Source organism: Geminocystis sp. NIES-3708, assembly GCF_001548095.1.
GTDB lineage: Bacteria > Cyanobacteriota > Cyanobacteriia > Cyanobacteriales > Cyanobacteriaceae > Geminocystis.
In genome coordinates, this window is sequence record NZ_AP014815.1 from 1,630,264 (window position 1) to 1,650,441 (window position 20,178).

24 protein-coding genes are annotated in these 20,178 nt (G+C 32.3%); 10 read left to right on the top strand and 14 right to left on the bottom strand.

The annotated features are described in order from the left end of the window. Positions 1-10: 10 nt before the first annotated feature. Both GM3708_RS07135 and GM3708_RS07140 read left to right on the top strand, forming a co-directional pair. A complete protein-coding gene (locus tag GM3708_RS07135) occupies positions 11-268 on the top strand; it encodes an AbrB/MazE/SpoVT family DNA-binding domain-containing protein (RefSeq protein WP_066345196.1) in 258 nt (85 codons plus the stop codon). Further along, entirely contained in the window at positions 269-586 is a 318-nt protein-coding gene (locus GM3708_RS07140; protein WP_066345198.1) for a type II toxin-antitoxin system PemK/MazF family toxin, read from the top strand. Between the two features lie 111 nt (positions 587-697). Here GM3708_RS07140 and GM3708_RS07145 read toward each other — a convergent pair whose 3' ends face one another. The 8 genes from GM3708_RS07145 to GM3708_RS07180 all read right to left on the bottom strand — a co-directional run bounded on the left by GM3708_RS07145 (position 698) and on the right by GM3708_RS07180 (position 7,928). After that, positions 698-1,909, bottom strand: coding sequence for a M20 family metallopeptidase (locus GM3708_RS07145; protein ID WP_066345200.1), 1,212 nt, complete (start codon positions 1,907-1,909; stop codon positions 698-700). A 162-nt stretch (positions 1,910-2,071) separates the two neighbouring features. Then, positions 2,072-2,770 (bottom strand): heterocyst differentiation pentapeptide repeat protein HetL, encoded by a 699-nt coding sequence (gene hetL, locus GM3708_RS07150; RefSeq protein ID WP_066345201.1) that lies wholly within the window; start codon positions 2,768-2,770, stop codon positions 2,072-2,074. Positions 2,771-2,829: 59 nt separating this feature from the next. Further along, the gene (rsmD, locus tag GM3708_RS07155; RefSeq protein ID WP_066345202.1) at positions 2,830-3,372 is read right to left on the bottom strand and encodes a 16S rRNA (guanine(966)-N(2))-methyltransferase RsmD; all 543 of its coding nucleotides are present in this window, start codon (positions 3,370-3,372) and stop codon (positions 2,830-2,832) included. A gap of 409 nt (positions 3,373-3,781) precedes the next feature. Beyond that, the gene (locus GM3708_RS07160) at positions 3,782-4,555 is read right to left on the bottom strand and encodes a DUF1868 domain-containing protein (RefSeq protein WP_066345207.1); all 774 of its coding nucleotides are present in this window, start codon (positions 4,553-4,555) and stop codon (positions 3,782-3,784) included. Between the two features lie 131 nt (positions 4,556-4,686). Then, positions 4,687-5,187: a cupin domain-containing protein gene (locus GM3708_RS07165; protein WP_066345208.1), complete on the bottom strand. Its 501-nt coding sequence runs from the start codon at positions 5,185-5,187 to the stop codon at positions 4,687-4,689. A 327-nt stretch (positions 5,188-5,514) separates the two neighbouring features. Next, positions 5,515-5,844, bottom strand: a complete 330-nt coding sequence (locus GM3708_RS07170; RefSeq protein WP_066345210.1) for a CpeR family transcriptional regulator — start codon at positions 5,842-5,844, stop codon at positions 5,515-5,517. A gap of 556 nt (positions 5,845-6,400) precedes the next feature. After that, positions 6,401-7,261, bottom strand: a complete 861-nt coding sequence (locus GM3708_RS07175) for a phycobilisome linker polypeptide (protein WP_066345212.1) — start codon at positions 7,259-7,261, stop codon at positions 6,401-6,403. Between the two features lie 457 nt (positions 7,262-7,718). Beyond that, a complete protein-coding gene (locus GM3708_RS07180; RefSeq protein WP_066345213.1) occupies positions 7,719-7,928 on the bottom strand; it encodes an acetyltransferase in 210 nt (69 codons plus the stop codon). Positions 7,929-8,141: 213 nt separating this feature from the next. Between GM3708_RS07180 and GM3708_RS07185 the strand changes: the two genes are divergently transcribed. From GM3708_RS07185 to GM3708_RS07195, 3 genes are all read left to right on the top strand, one after another. Beyond that, entirely contained in the window at positions 8,142-8,813 is a 672-nt protein-coding gene (locus GM3708_RS07185; protein WP_066345214.1) for a HEAT repeat domain-containing protein, read from the top strand. 3 nt (positions 8,814-8,816) lie between these two features. Then, on the top strand, positions 8,817-9,281 hold the full coding sequence (locus GM3708_RS07190) for a VOC family protein (protein WP_066345218.1): 465 nt from the start codon (positions 8,817-8,819) through the stop codon (positions 9,279-9,281). A gap of 166 nt (positions 9,282-9,447) precedes the next feature. Further along, a complete protein-coding gene (locus tag GM3708_RS07195; RefSeq protein ID WP_066345220.1) occupies positions 9,448-10,326 on the top strand; it encodes an IS982 family transposase in 879 nt (292 codons plus the stop codon). A 143-nt stretch (positions 10,327-10,469) separates the two neighbouring features. Here GM3708_RS07195 and GM3708_RS07200 read toward each other — a convergent pair whose 3' ends face one another. Further along, entirely contained in the window at positions 10,470-11,756 is a 1,287-nt protein-coding gene (locus GM3708_RS07200) for a HEAT repeat domain-containing protein (protein ID WP_066345222.1), read from the bottom strand. 83 nt (positions 11,757-11,839) lie between these two features. Next, the gene (locus tag GM3708_RS07205) at positions 11,840-12,442 is read right to left on the bottom strand and encodes a HEAT repeat domain-containing protein (RefSeq protein WP_066345223.1); all 603 of its coding nucleotides are present in this window, start codon (positions 12,440-12,442) and stop codon (positions 11,840-11,842) included. 39 nt (positions 12,443-12,481) lie between these two features. On the opposite strand from GM3708_RS07205, the gene GM3708_RS19615 reads away from it, so the two are divergent. After that, positions 12,482-12,610 (top strand): hypothetical protein, encoded by a 129-nt coding sequence (locus GM3708_RS19615; RefSeq protein ID WP_255358428.1) that lies wholly within the window; start codon positions 12,482-12,484, stop codon positions 12,608-12,610. Positions 12,611-12,737: 127 nt separating this feature from the next. Here the strand turns inward: GM3708_RS19615 and GM3708_RS07210 are convergent, their stop codons facing one another. Together GM3708_RS07210 and cpeB are read right to left on the bottom strand one after the other, a co-directional pair. Further along, positions 12,738-13,232 (bottom strand): bleomycin hydrolase, encoded by a 495-nt coding sequence (locus GM3708_RS07210; protein ID WP_066345224.1) that lies wholly within the window; start codon positions 13,230-13,232, stop codon positions 12,738-12,740. A gap of 109 nt (positions 13,233-13,341) precedes the next feature. Beyond that, complete coding sequence (gene cpeB, locus GM3708_RS07215; RefSeq protein WP_066345225.1) at positions 13,342-13,902, bottom strand: C-phycoerythrin subunit beta; 561 nt, start codon at positions 13,900-13,902, stop codon at positions 13,342-13,344. A gap of 444 nt (positions 13,903-14,346) precedes the next feature. Between cpeB and GM3708_RS07220 the strand changes: the two genes are divergently transcribed. Further along, on the top strand, positions 14,347-14,787 hold the full coding sequence (locus GM3708_RS07220) for a DUF2656 family protein (protein ID WP_066345227.1): 441 nt from the start codon (positions 14,347-14,349) through the stop codon (positions 14,785-14,787). 120 nt (positions 14,788-14,907) lie between these two features. On the opposite strand, the gene GM3708_RS07225 is transcribed toward GM3708_RS07220, so the two are convergent. Further along, positions 14,908-15,582: a response regulator transcription factor gene (locus GM3708_RS07225; protein ID WP_066345228.1), complete on the bottom strand. Its 675-nt coding sequence runs from the start codon at positions 15,580-15,582 to the stop codon at positions 14,908-14,910. A 213-nt stretch (positions 15,583-15,795) separates the two neighbouring features. Here GM3708_RS07225 and GM3708_RS07230 point away from each other — a divergent pair, with 213 nt between their 5' ends. The 3 genes from GM3708_RS07230 (at position 15,796) to GM3708_RS07240 (ending at position 19,180) form a co-directional block, all read left to right on the top strand. Next, positions 15,796-16,563 (top strand): phycobilisome rod-core linker polypeptide, encoded by a 768-nt coding sequence (locus tag GM3708_RS07230; protein WP_066345229.1) that lies wholly within the window; start codon positions 15,796-15,798, stop codon positions 16,561-16,563. A 254-nt stretch (positions 16,564-16,817) separates the two neighbouring features. After that, complete coding sequence (locus tag GM3708_RS07235; protein ID WP_066345231.1) at positions 16,818-17,144, top strand: CpeR family transcriptional regulator; 327 nt, start codon at positions 16,818-16,820, stop codon at positions 17,142-17,144. 68 nt (positions 17,145-17,212) lie between these two features. Beyond that, positions 17,213-19,180 (top strand): ATP-binding protein, encoded by a 1,968-nt coding sequence (locus GM3708_RS07240; RefSeq protein WP_197671694.1) that lies wholly within the window; start codon positions 17,213-17,215, stop codon positions 19,178-19,180. 48 nt (positions 19,181-19,228) lie between these two features. Here GM3708_RS07240 and GM3708_RS07245 read toward each other — a convergent pair whose 3' ends face one another. Beyond that, positions 19,229-20,128, bottom strand: a complete 900-nt coding sequence (locus GM3708_RS07245; protein ID WP_066345232.1) for a HEAT repeat domain-containing protein — start codon at positions 20,126-20,128, stop codon at positions 19,229-19,231. Positions 20,129-20,178 lie beyond the last annotated feature (50 nt).

A 20,178-nucleotide genomic window follows, 5' to 3' on the forward strand; every position in this document is an offset into this window, starting at 1 on the left:
TGAAAAGATAATGATCAAATCCCATATGGTGAAAATAGGAAATTCTCAAGGTGTTAGATTACCGAAAAAGCTCCTAGAACTTTCCGGAATTAAAGACAAAATTTATTTATCTAGTGAGAATGGCAAAATTATAATTACTCCAATAAGCAAAAATCGTCAAGACTGGGATAAGGTTTTTAAAAATATGGCTGAGAATAATGATGATCAACTTTTAGATATTAATCAGGATATTACATGCACTTGGGATGAACAAGAGTGGGATTGGTAGATGAAAAGATTTGATATTTATTTAGTTGTGCTTAATCCGACATTGGGAAGTGAAATCAAGAAAACTCGTCCTTGTGTAATTATTTCTCCTGATGAAATGAATGACTACATCAACACTATTATTATTGCACCAATGACCAGCACAACAAAATCTTATCCCACCCGTGTAGATTGTGTTTTTCAGGAAAAAAAAGGTCAAATAGTGTTAGATCAAATTAGAACAGTTGAGAAAATTCGTTTAATCAAAAAAATAGGAGTTCTCGATAGTACTCATCAAGAACAGGTTTTATCTACTTTAGCTGAAATGTTTGCACTGTAAATGAACATAATGTTAGTTTAATCTAACTATGGAAAATTAGCATAATAAAACCTTAATCAATTGTTAATGCTATGAAATTACCTACACTAAAATTAGTAATTTAGACACAAGTTATACAAAATCAGCAAATTTCTCCACACAACGAGCGAACATTTCTACCCCTAAACCTAACGCCGTCTCGTCAAAGTCAAAACGAGGATGATGATGAGGATAGTTTAAACCTTTTTGGGCATTAGCTGAACCAAGGAAAAAATAACATCCAGGGATTTTTTGCAAGAAAAAAGACATATCTTCACCGCCCATTGTCTGACACTCAGGCACAACTCCTAAAGGGGTTTCTACGACTTCTAAAGCTACGGATTTAACTAATTGTGTGATTCTCGGATGATTGATAACGGGGGGGTAAAGTTGCCAATAATCAAGGTGATATTTTGCACCGTGACTTTGACAAATACCAGAGATGATGGACTCGATTCTTTCACCGATATATTTTTCTAAAGTAGGATTAAAGTAACGAACTGTACCGCTCATTGTTGCTGTGTCAGCGATGATGTTTAAGCCAGTGCCACTATGAAAAGTTCCCACGGTAACTACAGCAGAATCGATGGGAGAAATGTTACGAGAAACAATAGTTTGTAAAGCATTAACTATCTGTGTTCCTACTATTATAGAATCAACGGTTTGCTGAGGTATTGCTCCATGGCCACCTTTACCAAATATTTCACATTTAAAACATTCTACTGCCGCCATTAATGCTCCTTCTCTAACTCCCATTGTGCCTAATGGTAAGTTATTCCATACATGTAAGCCAATAATGGCATCAACATCAGGATTTTTTAACACCCCCGCTTCTATCATTGGTTTTGCACCTCCTGGACCTTCTTCAGCAGGTTGAAATATAATTTTTACAGTACCTTGAAATTGATCTCGATGATGCGCTAAATAGTAGGCTATGCCTAATGCGATCGCCGTATGTCCATCATGACCACAGGCGTGCATCAATCCGTCATGTTTTGAGCAGTAAGACACCTCATTTTCTTCTTGAATGGGTAAAGCATCCATATCTGCACGAATAGCTAAGACTTTTCCTTTATAGTTACTTTGGATAATTGCGACAATACCCGTTTTGGCAATTTCAGTTTGATATTCGATACCCCAATCGCTCAATTTTTCTGCAATAAAATCAGAAGTTAATACTTCTTTAAAACCTAATTCTGGATATTGATGTAATCTTCTTCGCCAATGGACTAATTGGGGTTGTAGTTCGGCAATTGCAGGGCGAATTTCAGATGATTTAATCTTGGGAGTTAGTAAAGTAGTCATGAATTTAATTGATAGGAAAGGGTAAAGGGCAAGAGCCAAAGAGCAAATATAAAGTATAATTATTCTATGGGGTTTAATAATATCCTAATTAACTTATTTTTTGCTATATATTGTTTATTTAGAATATGAAAATATTGGTAATAATAGTTATTAAATAAAATATTAATTATTTATTATTGTACCTGTTAAATCAGCATTTTTTAAAATTGTACCTGTCAAATCAGCACCCTCTAAATTAGCATTAATTAAGATTGCACCTGTCAAATCAGCATAACTTAAATCTGCATTTTTTAAACTAGCTTCCGTTAAATCTGTGACAATTTTTTCATAGTTTTTACCGATACTTAAATTTGCTCGACAAAGCCTTGCACCATCAAGATTCGCTTGACATAATAAAGCCTGAGAAAGATTAGCATAACTTAAATCTGCATTGGTTAAATTTGCTTGACTTAAATTCGTTATTTGATCTGAATTAGGACGAAAATCACCATCTATAATGATACTATTAGATAAATTTGCCTGAGTTAAATTTGCACCGCAAAAACTAGCTTTTATTAAGTTTGCTTGATGAAGGTTAGTTTTTATTAGTTTAGCACTACTTAAATCAGCATCTCTTAAGAGAATTTTAACTAAAATAGCTTCACTTAAATCTGTACCCCATAATATAGCCTCACTTAGATCTGCTCTGGTAAAATTAGCTTTATGAAAGTTTGTACGTCCTAATCTAGCTTGTCTTAAATCTGCTTCAGTAAAATCTATTTCTGATAAATTTTCGTTGATTATTTCTGCTTCAATTAATTTAATTTTATTAAAGTTTTTTCGTCCTTGTTGATAAGCTTTTAAAATGTTTTTAACTTCCATATATTTTAAAATATTTATTAACTATGATTATAATTTTAATTGATAATTAATTATTCTATTTATTCAGGATGATTATAAAAATTGACAGCAGTATTTCCATAAAATTTAGTTTGAATTAATTGTAAATTATGAGCATCTTTAAGATTAGATCTTTTAGGATTATATTCTACTGCAATTTCCCCAATATTAGGCTTTAAAAGTTGATAATCATAAATAGCATTTAAAACAGAATTATAAAAATCACAATAATAAGGAGGATCAAAATAAATTAAATCAAATCTAAGTCCATTTAAACCTTTTAATCTGTGTAAAATATCACCTCTTAAGACTTTAAATTCTTGATTTTCTGTTATTACTTTTTGCCAATTTTCTCGAATTATTTGACAAGCAAGGGATGATTTTTCAATGGCAACTGCTTCCAATGCACCTCTACATAAAGCTTCTGCTCCCATCGTACCATTTCCTGCACATAAATCTAACCATGATGCTGATTCAATTTTATCACCCCAGATGTTAAATAACGCCTCTCGTACTTTTGATGTTGTGGGGCGAGTATCTTTTCCTGAAAGGGTTTTTATTTCTCTGTTACCGTAAATACGCATAATCAATGAACAATGTACAATTAACAATTAACAGATAAAATGTCTGTATAATTAACTATTAACTGTCAACTGTCAACTGTCAACTATCATCAAGAATAAAGCATTGATAATTGCTGGAGCTATGATATATTCAGTCACTTTTATTACCTATGATTTGTACCAGTAGAATGTCTAGGTAAAGCTAAATATGCCTTAGATTCTCATTGTGAATAATGTAACGAACAATATCATACTCTAAAGGAGAAAGATGATGTTTCCTAATAATTTCATCAATAATGACAAAATCTTTTTCGATAATAAGATTTGAAATACTTTACAAAATTTTATTTAATAATTAAGTTAATCTTGAAAAACTTTAGGATTTAAAGGCGGAATTAATTGTTAATAGTTAATTGTTTATTATTAATGATTAATTCATTTTAATAGTAGCCCATTCAGGTTGACGAATATAATTAACCATATCGGTAAATTTTCTTAATTCAAACTGTTTTAACTTAAAGATTGGTGCAGGATTTTCTATCCATAGATCATTGATTTCTTTAATTATAGATTCGACTTTTGCTAAATCAATATTATCTTCAATTTTATTAAAGTAACCTAAAGTAACATGAGCGGCAAAATCATATTGTTGCTCGATGCCTAGCCTAATTATTTGTTCGTTTTGATAAATTAATTGACGTAATTTAATAATCGTTTCATAACTAGCTTCTGTCGGTGCAAGGCATACGGCAATGGCTCTAGGGAATACAGACAAACCTATAATTTCTAATTCTAATGATTCATTATCAAGTAATAAAGATTGAAATTCTTTAAAAATCTTGTTCATCTCTGAAATTAATATATTATCAAAATCAGGATTTTCTTTAACTGCATTAAGATAGGTTTTATCCCAAATTAAATCCGCTAGGGTTAAATGAAAACTTTGAGATGGTAAACTTAAGAAAAAATCAGCATCTAAATCTTGTGTTAATCGAGAGGAAATAAATTGTAAATTTTCATAGAATTTATGATTAACATTTTCTTCTTCATAAGGAGGAGTAATAACACTATAGCCCGGAAATTCTACAGGTTTTCCATCAATAAATTTAGGAGATGATTGAATATTTTTTAACTGTTGTTTATAGTTAGCTGGAAGAGTCATTTGTACAACTCTATTTACATAATTTTGATAATTTCCATCCATGTTTTTTATCCTTTTTTATTGCTTATATAATAAAGTTATTTAACGTTGCTATGGGAGTATATATAATTTTCTTTATATTCAATTAGTATTATAAATTTATAATCTTTTTTCTGTCAATCAAAAGTCTTAATTTAGTTATAAGTGAACTTGCTAATAAGATCACTTAAATGAGGATATAAAATAATTAATTGTTCTTTATTCCCTAATGTAAAATCAGCAAAATGAAATCCGGGAGAAACAGTACAACCAATTAAACTATAAGAATTAGATTCTCCAACTTCAGAAGCAAACCAATAACCATGAGGAATAATTAACTGTAGAACTTGACCATTTTCAGGATTATTTCCTAGTTTAAATTGATGATATTCTCCTTCATTATTTATTAGATGAACTCTCAAAAATGAACCACCATAAAAATGAAAAATCTCGTCACTTTTTAATTTATGAAAAGCAGAAAATTCTTGCCCTAATAAAAGGTAGTAAATAGCAGTACTAATATTTCTAACATCATTATATCTTGTTAAAGATTTATCCTGATTAATAATATCATTACTACGATAAGTTTCTCGATAATAGCCTCCTTCAGGATGTTTTTGTAAATCTAGTTTTTTAATCCAATATTCCCCATTCATAGCCAATGATAACCACTAATTTTTCTTTAATATATCATTACTAGCTCCTTTCGTCATATAAAATGATAATTCAAAAGATTCGGAAAAGCGGTGTATCACATTATTTCTCAAATTAGATTATTCTAACTTGTCTCATGATTAAGTCTTTAATTTCAATGAAAAAACAACCAAGAGAGAATGTTTTATTTGAATGAGATCACTATTTTCTCTGACGGAAATGGATTTATTTTGACAAATCATACCACTATTTCTGAAAGAATTTGAAGTGTTACGGTGGGAATGCCTTCTCAAAAATGACCTATTTACTGATTAATGCAACAAGGCTATTCATCGTTGCTCAAATTTACTGGAAATAGCACCATATCTTTGCCAATATTCTTTGAGTTGATGATTAGGAGTATGTAAACTGGCTTTAACTTGGTAGAGAATTACTTGGCGATGGTTTCCCATCGGTACTTTTTTGATAGATTCAACAGAAATTAGACTGCCACCTAATATGGTGATATATTCCTCAAAACGCTCAATCATAGAATATTCTACTGTTTCCAAAACAAAAAAGTTTCCTGAGCAAATTAAATGCCGACTTTTTATCCAAGTTTGCAGTTTTTTAGTGGCTAAACTAGGGTTTATTTTCACCGCTAAGGTACGATTACTCATGTTTATAGCAGATTTTAATTCGTTGATCTTGTTTTAAAATTAATTTACTTAAGTTCAAGATAAAATTATCAATAATGCCAAGATATTAGCTATTAAGTTTGAAAATGGACAAAAAAATTATCTAAATTTATTTTATCTAAATTAAATTAATTTATTAATTAATCGAAGAGTCAAAATTGATTTTAACTGTTCGGAAAATCTAGTGAAAAGAATGTTAAATTTTTGTTAAGATTATATACTGATGATTAAAATATCAATTTCTAGGATTTTTAACTCGATTATTTTATGACCATAAATTTAGAGTCTCAAATATTTCTAGTAAATTAATTTTTTTCCTCTTTATAAATATGAAATAGCATTGATGAGTAGCAAAGATGATGAGTCATTTTAGACTTAGTTTAAAAACTATTTAAGATTAGGCTCAATAATCTTAGTCTTTTTTTTATCAAGAAAATTTGATATTTTTCTATTATCTGATAACTCAACTATCTTTGTTACTTCATCAATTTTTACTTATTTACTTAGGAGAAGTTAACTTTTACTTCTCTGAAGTTTTTTAGTTAACAGGGGTTACACTAGCGACACTAGCACCTTGTTTATGGATGGTTTGATAAAGTTGAAATAACTTATTAAAAGGAACCATATAAACTTTATTAGGACGACGATATTTAGGGAAAGAATTATATACTTTTGCTCGATAGCCAGTAACTTCCACTCTGTAAATTTTCCCATCATCTCCAGCACCCACACCTTGACGAGTGGCAGAAGTTAAAGGAGTGTCTTGGAATGCCCAACCAGCACCAGCTGCACCACCAGAAGGAGGAATTACTGACAGAGGAGTTTGAGTTAAAACGCTTTTGTGAATTACAGGAGATTTGTTTGAATCGCTACTAGCCGCACCTCTTAGCATCGCAAATAAATGAGTGAATTCCACCATCGTACGATTATTATCGGTTTTGTAACCACGATAGTAAGGCACAATATTATCCCCATAAGCTTCGCTATATTCGTCACTGTCAAGGTAAGCGTCAATATCAGCTTCATAACCAAGGGTGTCTAAAATATCGCTATGATATCTCATTTCTTCTTGATTTTCAGGTGTACGACCTAAAAGATGTTTAAAATTTAGTTCAGTAAAGCGATAACGAGGTGAAGGCTCAAAAAAGCGCTGACGGTATAAATCAGAGTTGGCGATCGCACGGACAAAATCACGAACGCTTAACTGTCCATTTCTGAAGCGAGATTCAGCATTAACAAGTCTTTCACTAGACATGATATATGAATTACCAAGCACTTGACGATAAGCAGCATTGATAATCTGTGAAATTCTCTCATCAGAATCATTGGGTTTTCTTTCAATAATATTAGCATCTTCAAATAGGCTAATACCTAGATTTGCCGCCTGTTGTAAAGACATTTGTTAGTCTCCTTTTATGAATGTGTTATTTTTTGGTTTTAATTTTTTTTACAAAACTTAATCAAGTGAATCATGATTAACTTAGATAAAAATAGTTTAATCAAAGACACTTTTTTTGTTAAGATTTGTACTTATTAACCCTTCAAGTTTTACTGAACATAGACTTGAGCCGATTATTTAGTATTAATTGATGAGTTAAATTAAAGTTAATTTAAAATATAGGGATGTTTACCCCTAGTCAGATCTATTTATACAATGATAAGAGTACATTTATTATCAAGATTTGTAAAGAATTAATAACTGACAGGATTATTTGTTAACAAATTAAGCAAAGTATGCTTTAGAATAGCTGCAAAAGATTAATTAGGCTAGGACGCAAAGTTTATAGGTAATAAGCAATGGGTAAATTGATTTTGCACAGATAATCTAGGGTGGTTATATCTTTTTTCAACATAATTTATTGAGAACGAAGATGTTCTAAAATTGCATCTATTTTAGCTATTTCTGGATGTTCAGTAATATTTTTATCTACTGCTTTTTGAGATAACTTGATTTTTTTGCCCATTTGTAATATGTCATTTACAAGTCTTTCTCTATATTGTTCCATTTCCAGAATAATCTCCTCAATTTCTGCTTTTGATGCTTCTTTGTTCACTACTTCTGACATTTTTTAATACCTCTTTAAATGTAAAAATTGGATAAATTTAGTAATAAGTTTTTAAAGTTTTTTCAACCTAATTTTGATTGCTTTATTTATCATGATCAAAAAGCATATCTACTATATTTTCAAATATCTTCGGTCAATTGTCAATTGTTAAGATATTGCTAAATTTGATTCTCTCGAGTAAAGTTAATTTAGGTTTAAAAATCTCTTATTATCATGGATATTAATCAAATTAAAATTAAATTAGCTTCTCAAGATTTTCAGGATCGACTCGATGGAGTTACAGCCCTTGGAGAGATAAACGAAGATGCGGCTATTCCGTTGCTAATTAGTATGACAAAAGATTCACAATTTTTGGTACGTTCTTTTGTTGCCATGATATTAGGGAAAAAGAAAACCGCAGAGTCTATGGTTACATTGTTAGAAATGCTTAAATTTGATCAAGACACCAATGTGAGATCTGAAGCTTGTAATGCTCTTTCTTTTTTTGGAGATGTATCGATACCTCATTTACAACAGGCTTTTCACCAAGATGATAATTGGTTAGTGCGTTTAAGTATTTTAGCCGCTTTCATGGATTTGAATTGTTATGATCAATTATTTGATATTTGCCTATGTGGCATTGCAGGTGATGATGAGGCTGTGAGAGAAACTTCTATTAGTGCTTTAGGGCAATTAGCAGGAAGTTTTAAAGAAACAGAGGCTTTAAACCAACTTTTAACAATGGTTAATAATCCTTCTTGGCGTATTAGGATGAAAGTAGCAAAAGCGTTAAGTTATTTTAACGATTCTAAGGCTCAAGAGGCACTCAATTTATTAAAAAAAGATGAAGATCATCGAGTGGTAGGGGCTGTTTTAGAAAAAGTTATCATCAACAATGGGCAATAATTTATGGATAATCCAAATTGTTTTTTAGATGAATATTTATTAATCAAACGTCCTTGTTTAACGGTGGGTGATTTAAGCAAATCTCTTTCTATTTATCGAGATATTTTAGGATTTCAATTAATTTATCAAAGTAAAGCGGATAGTAATTCTTACCTTTATTCTGTGTTTAATTTACCTCAGTCAGCATCCTTAACTTTTGCGGCGTTAAGTACTAAAGATAATCCCAGAGCGTTAGCTTTAACGGAAGTAAAAGGGGTTGAACTTTCTTCCTCTCCATTAACTTATAGTTGTGCTTTGGTAATTCAAGTTTCAGCATTAACAAAAAAGATAGAACAACTTGAACAATTAAATCTTTTTATCGCACCCCCAAATCATTTTACCACTGAGAATAATCTTTCTTTTACAGAACAGGCTTTTTGTGATTATGACGGACATCGGATTATGCTATATGAGCAAAAACCTGAATAAACCTCATCATGACTGCCAATATCTAATAAAAAAATAAACATTTCTTGTTACTCTGAAAAAAAGCTCCATTGCTTCATCTAAAAAGTTTATTTAACCTCAGTTTTGGATAAGAAAACAGGCAAATAGTAAGCTGAATATAGCAAACTATCAAACTAACTACTGCCTTATGTTTAATTTAGACTATTTATTTTGTCATGTCGATGATTTCTGCCAACAATTTGAGACTCAATGGCAACAAAAGCTCTTATCTCATGGAGCTGTTACTCGTCTTAGAGCCAAAAGTCTTTGTCTAAGTGAAATTATGACCATCCTTATCGCTTTCCATCAGAACCATTACCGTAATTTCAAACATTTTTATCTCAATCACGTTCAACAATATTGGTTCGATGCTTTTCCAAAACTACCTAGTTATCAACGTTTTATTCAATGGGTACCATCAACTGTCATTCCTTTGTGTGTTTATCTCAAACATTGCTTTGGCAATTGTACAGGGATTAGTTTTATTGATTCTACGAAGATTCAAATGTGTCATAATCGACGTATTTCACGACATAAGGTATTTCAGGATTTAGGGGCGAGAGGAAAAACCTCTGTGGATTGGTTTTTTGGTTTTAAACTTCATCTAGTAGTCAATGAACTGGGAGAAATTCTCCATATGAGTCTGACTGGGGGAAATGTGGATGACCGAAAACCAGTAATTGATCTTCTCCAAAAACTTTGGGGTAAAGTGTTTGCTGATGGAGGTTATGTATCTCAAAAATTAACGACCAAACTTTTGAAAGATTACGGAATCGAGTTTTTTGCCAAGAGGAAACGTAACATGAAAAACAAATTAATGCGTCTTCACGACAAATTACTATCTCGTAAGCGATTGATTGTCGAAACCATTAATGATCAATTAAAGAATATCTCACAAATAGAACATTCACGCCATCGTTCACCAATAAATTTTTGTGTCAACTTATTATGTGGATTAATCGCATATTCTCACCAAGCAAAAAAGCCGAGTCTCCGTTTAGAATGGCTTTTACCTCAATCTGCTTAACCAAAACTCAGGTTATTTAGCTTATTCAATTCCTTTACCTTCTTAATCGTAGATTGAATAATTACAAAATTAATTAACTCTCCTCTTCGCTTATTACCTTCCTTTTGCGTCCATAATGTGAAAGTTAATATTTCTGAGTATTATTAGTCATTCGGAAAAATATTTGCCTTATTTTGTATTTTATAGGGAAGTAAAAAGTCCGATTCATTGACGGCAATTTGTGAATCAATAGGATAATTCCACTGTTGTAAAACCATTAAACAAGCATATTTAAGGTCAAAAATGTTGGTTATTAATGCTTTTTCCACTGCCTCAATCGCTCTTTCATCTCCTAAATTACCCAAGGCGATCGCACTTGCCGCTCTGGATTTTTGAAATTGGGGCGCATTATTAAAAAGATTTTCTAATAATAAATCGTAAGCTGGTTGATATTTTAACCACCCAAAAAGTTTTATCACATGATAATGAGCTCCATAGTCATTATGTGCAGATTCTTTATAAGTGTTAATCAGTGCTTCTCCTGCTACATCTGCATAATTGTCTAAAATGGTTTTTGTGGCAAGGTAACAACGACCAAAATCCGTATGATATAGCTCATTGATTAAAAATTCTAAGGATGGAGGTTGATCATATTCGTGAACTAATTGTAAATCATTTGGATGATCTCTAATTACTTGATCTAAATAAGGTTCTATTTCCGCAAAACTTTTAAACCCTTCATCAATGGCAGTTTCTCCTAAAGCTCGAATAGCTCGTAAACGAAATACTATAGACACAGGACAAGAAGCGATTGCCCCAATGCTATCAAAATATTTTATATCCATTAAATCTTGAATACAAGCACGTCTAACATTAACACTATCAGACTGTAATAATTCAACAATCCGCTCTGTGTAACTATTATCTCCAGTTAAACGGATAATGGCACTTAATGCCGCACTAGCAATACTTTGATCTTTATCCTCAATAAAAGGTTTAATGGCTTCAACGGCAAGATGATAATCTAATTTAGCCAGAACTTGAATGACAACTCGGTAATTTTGATTTGGTTTAGATAATATTTCTGTAATTTTATTTAAAATAGCCTTGTCTTTCGTGCCAATTTCCCCTATTGCCCATACGGCATTTTCTACGGTATAACAATCATGATCTCCTAAACAAGAGCAAATAATCTCAAATGCTTCTTCAGCTTTGAATCTTCCTAAAGTTTCAATGGCTTTGCGTTTGGTAATCTGATTATACATTTGATCATCACAAACGGCGATCGCCTCTATTAAGGCTTTGATACTGCGATCACTTTTAAAACGTACTAAATGAGATGCCGCAGCATAGCGATCACTCTTATCCTCCAATTGTTCGAGAGGAGTTTGAAGTAACTTAATAGCTTGTTCTTCCGTAATTTGAAAAAGATTACTAAAACGCTTATCCATTATTAAATCATTAGGTGTTGTTTATCAAATGTATGATATTATCTCGCCTCGATGCACAAAGGTACAAAGAAGAAATACTTTTACTATTTTGACTGAAAAAAGGTTAATTGCTCTAAACGAGATAAAGCACTTGTAGCTGATTCTTGAATATAAACGTCTTGGGATTCATCCTTACTTAAAGCTGTTAAAACATTGACGGATTTTTCGTCATTAATAGAGCCAAGGGTGTTAATGATGGAAACAGATACAGCTATATTATCAGTAGTTTGCAGAGCTTTAATTAAAATATCAAGAACTGGTTTACCAATTACACCCAAAGCCATAATTGCCACAATATGAACGACAGGATTAGGATCATTCATTGTTATCTTAAGGGCATTGATACCCTCTTCAGGAAAAGGGAAGTCTTTATAATTAACAGCGATTTGTGCTAATACTTTCCCCGCACTGGCTTTAATCACTACATTGTCACTATTAATTAGGGAATCTACCACAGATGGAATAGTATCAAAACCAATCAACCCTAAAGTTTTGACGGCGGCACGGCGATACACCACATCTTCTTCACCAAGAAGACTGATCAAGCGAGGGATAGTTTCTTCAGTACGAGACTCGGCTATTTCTACCATTGCTCGATCTCGCAAATTAGGATTAGGATGTTTAAGTTGTTCAAAAAGAGAATCCATTTTTTTAGTGAATATTTTTAATATTTTGTATTTTAAAAGATGTGCATTTCTCCTGTACGGATAATTCATGAATCCTCCGTAACTCACTTTAGCTTTAATTTTACTTTAGAAAAAAAAATTGATGAAGATGAGACAGGTGAACAGATAGACAAGTGGGAAAATTTCTAATATTTGTTATTTTTACAGACTAAAAAACTCTCGCTTTATCAGAGTAACCTAATAAGGGAAAACTGATCAGCTGAGAGTCTTTTAGATTGATTGACTAACCGAGAGTAACGTAATATAATCTATGTTACTAAGATAAAGAATTAATTACATAGTCAAGGAGAGAATTATATTCACTTAAAGCCTGAGCTGAAAGATCACGAGGTGCACAACCACGATTACGAGCAAAGCTAAGAGCTTCAACATAAGGAGCGGTAGGTAAACCTAAAGTACGGTAAACTTCACGTTGACCAGCAATACCCCATTCATCAAGAGGACCTGTACCACCAACTACTAATGAATAGTTGACTAAACGTAAGTAGTGTTTGATGTCACGAAGACATTTTTCCTTGAAGGTAGGAGTAGAGTTGGCTTCACCTGCATTGTTGAGGTAGGAATATTTTTTGATAGCTGCATCGTAAGCTTCTTTAGCTACGGCATCAAGGTTAGCAGCTAATTTTTCAGCAGCTTCTAAACGAGCATTTGCACGTTGAATTGAACCTTGTACGGACTCTAAATCGGAGGTGCTAGGAAAACGTCCTGCCGCATCAGCAGAGGAAATAACTGTGGTAATAACAGACTTCATATCTTTAGTTTTTCTAAATTTGACTTAAGTGGACTTAGTTTTTAATTTTTAAATGATGAAAAGCCTTCAAGGGATGGCTTGGAATAGCTAAAAACAGACTCAAATTGGGTTAGCTTAAAGCACCAATTACACGGTCGAAATAGCTACTAGCTTCAGCTACTAAAGTGGCACAACGATCTTCTACCACAGGAGTTCCCATTTTGCGGAGTCTGTTACCTGCAAGAGCTTCACTTGGATTGTCTTGAATGTGAGCCGCAGCTTGAGCTTTCATGATCGCTACTGCACGAGCAGCAGACTGAAGAGGTACGCCTAAAGCGGTGTAGGTTTCTTTTAAACCATTTAAACAACGATCATCCAAAACAGAAGCATCACCAGCTAAAAGTGCATAGCTAACGTAACGTAAGATTATTTCAGCATCACGTAAACAAGCAGCCATACGACGGTTAGGGTAACAGTTACCACCAGCTTGGATTAATCCGGTATTTTCACAAATCATACCAGCAACAGCATCAGATACCATACAACTTGCATTACTAGCAATGGCATTAACAGCATCAAGACGACGATTACCAGAAGCAATGAAGCTACGTAATTGATTTAATTCATCACCACCAATGGGGGCAGTTTTACTGTCTGCGGATACAACCGCTCTTGAAAAAGCGTCTAACATTCAGCTCTCCTATAAGTATATATTTTTCTTAAAATTTTGAATTTGGTTCTGTGGTGAACCTTTTCAAATATCAATATAAAGCACCAATGAAAAATACCTTCAATTATGAAAAACTAATTAATAATCTGTAATATTTTACACAAAAATCATAAATTTATTTACCGAGCATCAAGATTTTTCGTTTATTTTATTAATAGTTAAAAGAAGTTAAAAAGAGTAAATAAGATTATAAAAGAGTCTAATGGACTTAAATTCCTAAAAATCAACGAAAATTTGATAATATAATTTTAATAAGTAAATTATTCTCCATTTTTGTTATCAGCTATTTTTTATTTTTCAATTTTCCACAGTTAAGCAAAATCTCAGTATTATGAGATATTTTCTTAAAAACTCTAATTTTGTTACAGTAATTTTATAAAATATCAATCTCAATTAATTATTTCTATGTCCCATCGATTTTTTTTATCCCATAATTATAGTATTTCTGAAAATATTGCTCCTCCTCTTTCTAGTGATACATTTTGTCAAGTGTTTCATGAATATCTACCTTCCCCATGGCAAGTAATTCCTCTTTCTCATCCCCATTGGCGATGTCAAGTGATTACTGATGCACCTGTTTCAACTGTGGCTGATAGTTTCGTTAAAGTTTTGGTTGATTATCGTCAAAATCAATTGCAGAAAAAATTACCCTATCGTATATTGGCTTTGGGAGGCGTAAAAAATACTCCTGCTAACTCTTCTGATGTTAATACTCTTCAACAAGGAGATTGGGGTGTAGATATAGTTGAAGTTGAAAATGCTGAAAAATTTTTACAATCCATTAACTGGGATAATTTGATAGCAGGACGTTTAACAGAGGATATTTTTAAAGTTATTTCTAAATAAAATAAGCTCAGACGCATTTAAGTTGACTGGGGGGTAAGCAATGGGCGATAGTTTCTCTGATTTTTTAGCAATTTTAAGAAATGCAAGTTAAAGACGTTTTCCCTTAATAATTGAGTTTTTTTATCTTTCTCCAAGACGATAACCGATACCATGTACTGTTTCAATTAAGTTTTCGGGTGCACCATTTATCTTCAGTTTTTGTCTCAGGCTACGAATATGTACTTTTATAGTATGTTCTTCGGGAGAATCTTCTATTGACCATATATGATCTATTATTACATGACGACTAAGCACTCGCCGACCATTTCTTAAGAGTAATTCTAAAATACAGTATTCTTTTGGTGTTAGGTGAATCAGCTTATGAGCATATTTTACTTCGTAGGTACTCGGATCTAATTCTAATTGATACCATCTCAAAATTGGAGGTAGTGACATACTCCCCCTACGTAATAATGCCCTAATACGAGCAAATAATTCTCCTAAGTCAATGGGTTTAATTACATAATCATCCGCTCCTGCATCTAAACCCATAATTTTATCACTTACTGTATCACGTGCCGTAATCATTAGTACAGGCATTTGATAATTTTGTGATCGCAATTGTTTACATAATGTGATGCCATCAATATGAGGTAACATGACATCTAAAAGTAATAAGTCGTATTCTATAGCTTGAAGATAATCCCAAGCTAAGATTCCATCGGTGGCAATATCAACAGTATAAAGTTGATCAGTAATTCCTTCTGCTAGAGTTTCCGCTAAAGGTAAGTCATCTTCCACTAAAAGAATTCTCATGAATTATTGATAATTGATCGCTATTAGATCTCATATTATGCAATTTTAGGCTAAAGTGTTTCAAAATACATAAAATGTTAAGATAAGTAACAAATTCTCACAAATTTAACTATCTTTCCGAAATCTTTACTATTTTCTTACCCTTTTCTTTACTACCTATATGATATTTTTTTTGTAAAGTTTAATGCAAAATTTTATTAAAAACAAATTATTATGGCAAGTTTAACAGAGGCTTTCATCAATAACCCTATCGAATTATGGGCTAATAATACAGAAGATGACTTACAGTTAGTTATTCGAGCAGTGTATAAGCAAGTTTTAGGTAATGCCCATGTCATGGAAAGTGAACGTTTAGAGAGTGCTGAATCGATGTTACGCAATGGGAATATTTCCCTTCGTAATTTTGTGAGAATGGTTGGTCAATCAGAATTATATCAATCCTTATTTTTTAATTCCAGTTCTGCTTATCGTTTTATTGAATTAAACTGTAAACATTTTCTTGGTCGTGCTCCTTTAAATCAAGAGGAAATTTCCGAACACGTTCAGATTTATAATGAACAAGGTTACGAAGCTGAAATCAATTCTTATATTGATAGTGAGGAATATAATCGTGTTTTTGGGGAAAATATTGTTCCTTTTCCTCGTAATATTACTTCTCAAAAAGGGGTAAAAAATGTCGTTTTCAATCGCACAATATCTTTATTAGGCGGATTAGCTACCAGTGATAATAGTAATAAAGCACAGTTAACTAACTCCATTGGTGCTAATTTATCTCCACAAATTAAAGTTAAATCTTCTGGAATAGAAAAAGCGCATACTAATACGGGTAAAAGATTTAAAATTTCTGTCAGAAAGTCTGGTACAACTCCTTTATTTAAACAAAGTAATATTACTTATACTGTTGGTTATAGTCAACTATCTCCACAAATTCAAAATATTCAGAAAAAAGGAGGACAAATCCTTAGTATTGTTGAAGTTTAAAGAAGAATTAAGAAAATTTTTTTTGATAAAAGTAGAAAAAACTCTCTGCCAAAGTTAGGGCTAAGGGACTAAATTTAGAGACAAATTACAGAAATTATTTAGGTTTGTTAGATAACAATATTGTTATAGGATTTTTATATCTAAAATTGATAATAAAATTGTTGTCTATTTTTTCCTAACTTTCACTAAAAAATTTAAAATTAACTCTAATTAACCTCATTTTTTAAGACACTAATTTATAACTAATAAGGGAAATGTTGCCTCCAGTCGCTACAAAAAAAATGGAGACTTGGATTCGGAGTCGTCATTTAATTTATGCTGAAAATTGTTTAGTATTTGAAACTTTTGATTATTCAACCATAGAAAGATTTGAAGAATGTGTTATTAGTTTGGGCGGATATTTAATTTCTGTGGAAGCCTTAAAAAAAGTCTGGCGAGGAAACCATCGTCAAGTTATTCTCTATCAAGCAAAGGCAAATTTGAAAACACCTCATCATCCTCTGAAAAACTACTGGTATAAAAATGGCAGTTTTTCGACTAAATTTGATGAGGGTTGTTGTCGAACTTTCTCCCATTATTGAATTAAGAGGTTAAGATTGATTCTGTAGAAGGATAAACACCCAAGATAATTTAAGATTGAGTAACTTATGTGAATTTATTTAATTTTTTCAATCCACTGATTACCGTTATTAGTTTTTATTGCTTTATTGTTTTAATTGGTTTTTATTTACTCAAACGAGAAATAAATCTTCGTCGTGAAGCTGAATTTATCTTGAAGCAAAAAGCTAAACGAGAAAGATTGATACATCAAATTACTCATCAAATCCGTCTTTCCTTAAATATTGAAGAAGTTTTAAATACCACTGTTACTGAAGTCAGAAGTTTTCTACAAACTGATCGAGTTATAATTTTTCGCTTATGGGATAATGGTACAGGTAGTGCTATTACTGAAAATGTACGCTCTCCTTACCCTCAAATTTTGGGTAAAACTTTCCCTGAAGAAGTGTTTCCTCAAGAATATCATCAGGCTTATATTGAGGGTAAAACCCGTGCTATTAATGACATTGAACAAACCGATGTCGAAGATTGCTTGGCAGAATTTGTGAAACAATTTGGAGTGAAGGCAAAGTTAGTTGTACCGATTATTCAAGATATTAGAAATCGCAATTTAGAAAATCAAGATGAATCCAGAGTTAATTCTACTCCTATTTTGTCCATTGATTCTACTCCTTGTTCCTATCTCTGGGGTTTATTAATCGCTCATCAATGTAGTCAACCACGAATATGGGAAGATGAAGAAATCGAATTAATGAAGCAACTGGCAACTCAAGTGGCGATCGCCATTCAACAATCAGAACTTCATACACAATTACAACAACTAAATACAGAATTAGAAGAAAGAGTACAACAACGTACAGAAGAATTAGCATTAACCAATGAATCATTAAAAGCAGAAATTATCGAACGAGAAAAAACCGAAGCCGCTTTGCGTCATACTAACCACACTTTAGAATCCTTAATAAAAGCTTTACGTCATAGTGAAGAGCGTTTTCGTCAAGTAGTAGAAAATGCACTAGATATTATTACGATCATAGATCAAAACGGTACAATTCACTATCAAAGTCCATCGGTAGAAAAAGTTTTAGGTTATACTTTCGCCGAATTTATTCAAGAAAACTTTTTTAGCTATATTCATCCTGATGAAATTGCCAATATTCGCTCTAGTATTGCAGATGCTTTAGAAGATAATCCTATTGTGCGCCCCATTGAATTTCGATGCAGAAATAAACAAAGGGAGTGGCATCATCTGGAAGCTATCACCCAAAAATTTATTGACTATGTGCCTGAAACTAGAATTGTCATTACTTCTCGTGATATTTCCGAAAGAAAACGACTAAAAGAAGTACATAAAGCATTAGAGCGAGAAAAAGAGTTAAATATTGTCAAAACCCGTTTTTTTTCCATGGCATCCCATGAATTTCGTACTCCTTTAAGCACAGTATTAGCTGCCGCCCAAGTATTAGAAAATGCAACAACCCATTCCCATAATCCGCAAAAACAATTAAGAAATTTACATCGAATCCAAAACGCCGTTAAAAATATGGTGCAACTTTTAGATGACATTTTAACTATTAATCGTGCGGAAACTGGCAATTTAGAATTTAATCCTCAACCATTGGCACTAGAGAATTTTTGTCGTCAATTTATGGAAGAAATAAAACTGAGTACTAACACTCAACATCACCTTAAATTTATCTGTCAGGGAAAAAGAATTGATGTTTGTTTAGACGAAAAATTATTAAGATCAATTTTAGCCAATCTACTATCCAATGCCATTAAATATTCTCCTCAAAATAGCTCTATTTATTTATATTTAATATTTCATTCAGATAAAATTCAAATAAAAGTAAGAGATAAAGGTGTAGGTATTTCTCCAGAAGATATGAGGGAAATTTTTGAGCCTTTTTATCGAGGACAAAATGTGCGTCATCTCACTGGTACTGGTTTAGGATTAGTAGTAGTGAAAAAGTGTGTAGATTTGCATAGTGGTAGTATTACCATTAGAAGTCAAATGAATAAAGGCACAACCGTTAAGATTATATTGCCTTATAATTAATTTTCGTAATTACTAATGAGTAACAAAAAAGATGCCTGTGCCACATAATTATTCAACATCTAAATTTCTTTGAATTTGAGAAATCGCCAGTTTAAAAATGGGTTTTATTTCTGCCTCTAATTCTTGATTTAAGGCATTTTCTAACGGTAGTAAAGCATTTTCTCCCCCTATTTTCATTAATGCTAATGCAACGGCTTTGCGCACTTGGGCATCAGAATCTTGTAAAGAAGCAATTAAATTTGAAACCACAGAGGGTTGATTTACCTTACTTAAAATCGCCGCCGCCTCGCAACGTATAATTGGTTCAGAATCTTGTAAAGAATCCACTAAAATTTTTAAGGCTTGTTCATCCTGTTGCTCTTGCACTAAACTACCTAAAGCACTAATCACAGCACAACGAACATCTAACGATTCAGAATTGATTGCTTGATATAAATATTCCGATGCTTGTGAGCCAATAAAAGCTAAAGCCCAACTAGCATGACCTTTAATTGTTTCATTTTGATCGGAATCAGCTATGATTTTAAGTAGTTCGGGTACTGAGGCTTCCCCCGTACGAGCTAAAGCACCAATACAAGAACCTTGTACCACAGTATCCTCATCATGTAATAAAGCATAAACTAAGTTAGGTACAGCGCTAGGGTCAGCAATTAATGTTAAAGTTTTAGCACTAGCTCTACGAATTACTGGATTGGGATGGTTAGCTAAGGCTTCTAATAAAAATGGTACGGCAGGTTTACCGATGATTCCCAGTCTTTCAGCAAACTTTAAACGAGTCATTCCTCGTTTATCACCCATACTTTCAACCATACTTGCGATCGTCTCATGATCATCGGTGTCAAAATTATGCCTAAACAATTTTTCCTCAACTTTTTGTAATAACTCATCAGTTTCAGTTTCGGTTAATTGAATAGAATTAGCAGTATATTTAATTGTTGTATTCGTCATTGTTAAGAGCTTATTGATTAAAGATAAATAGGTTTTGTAAAATAAATGCC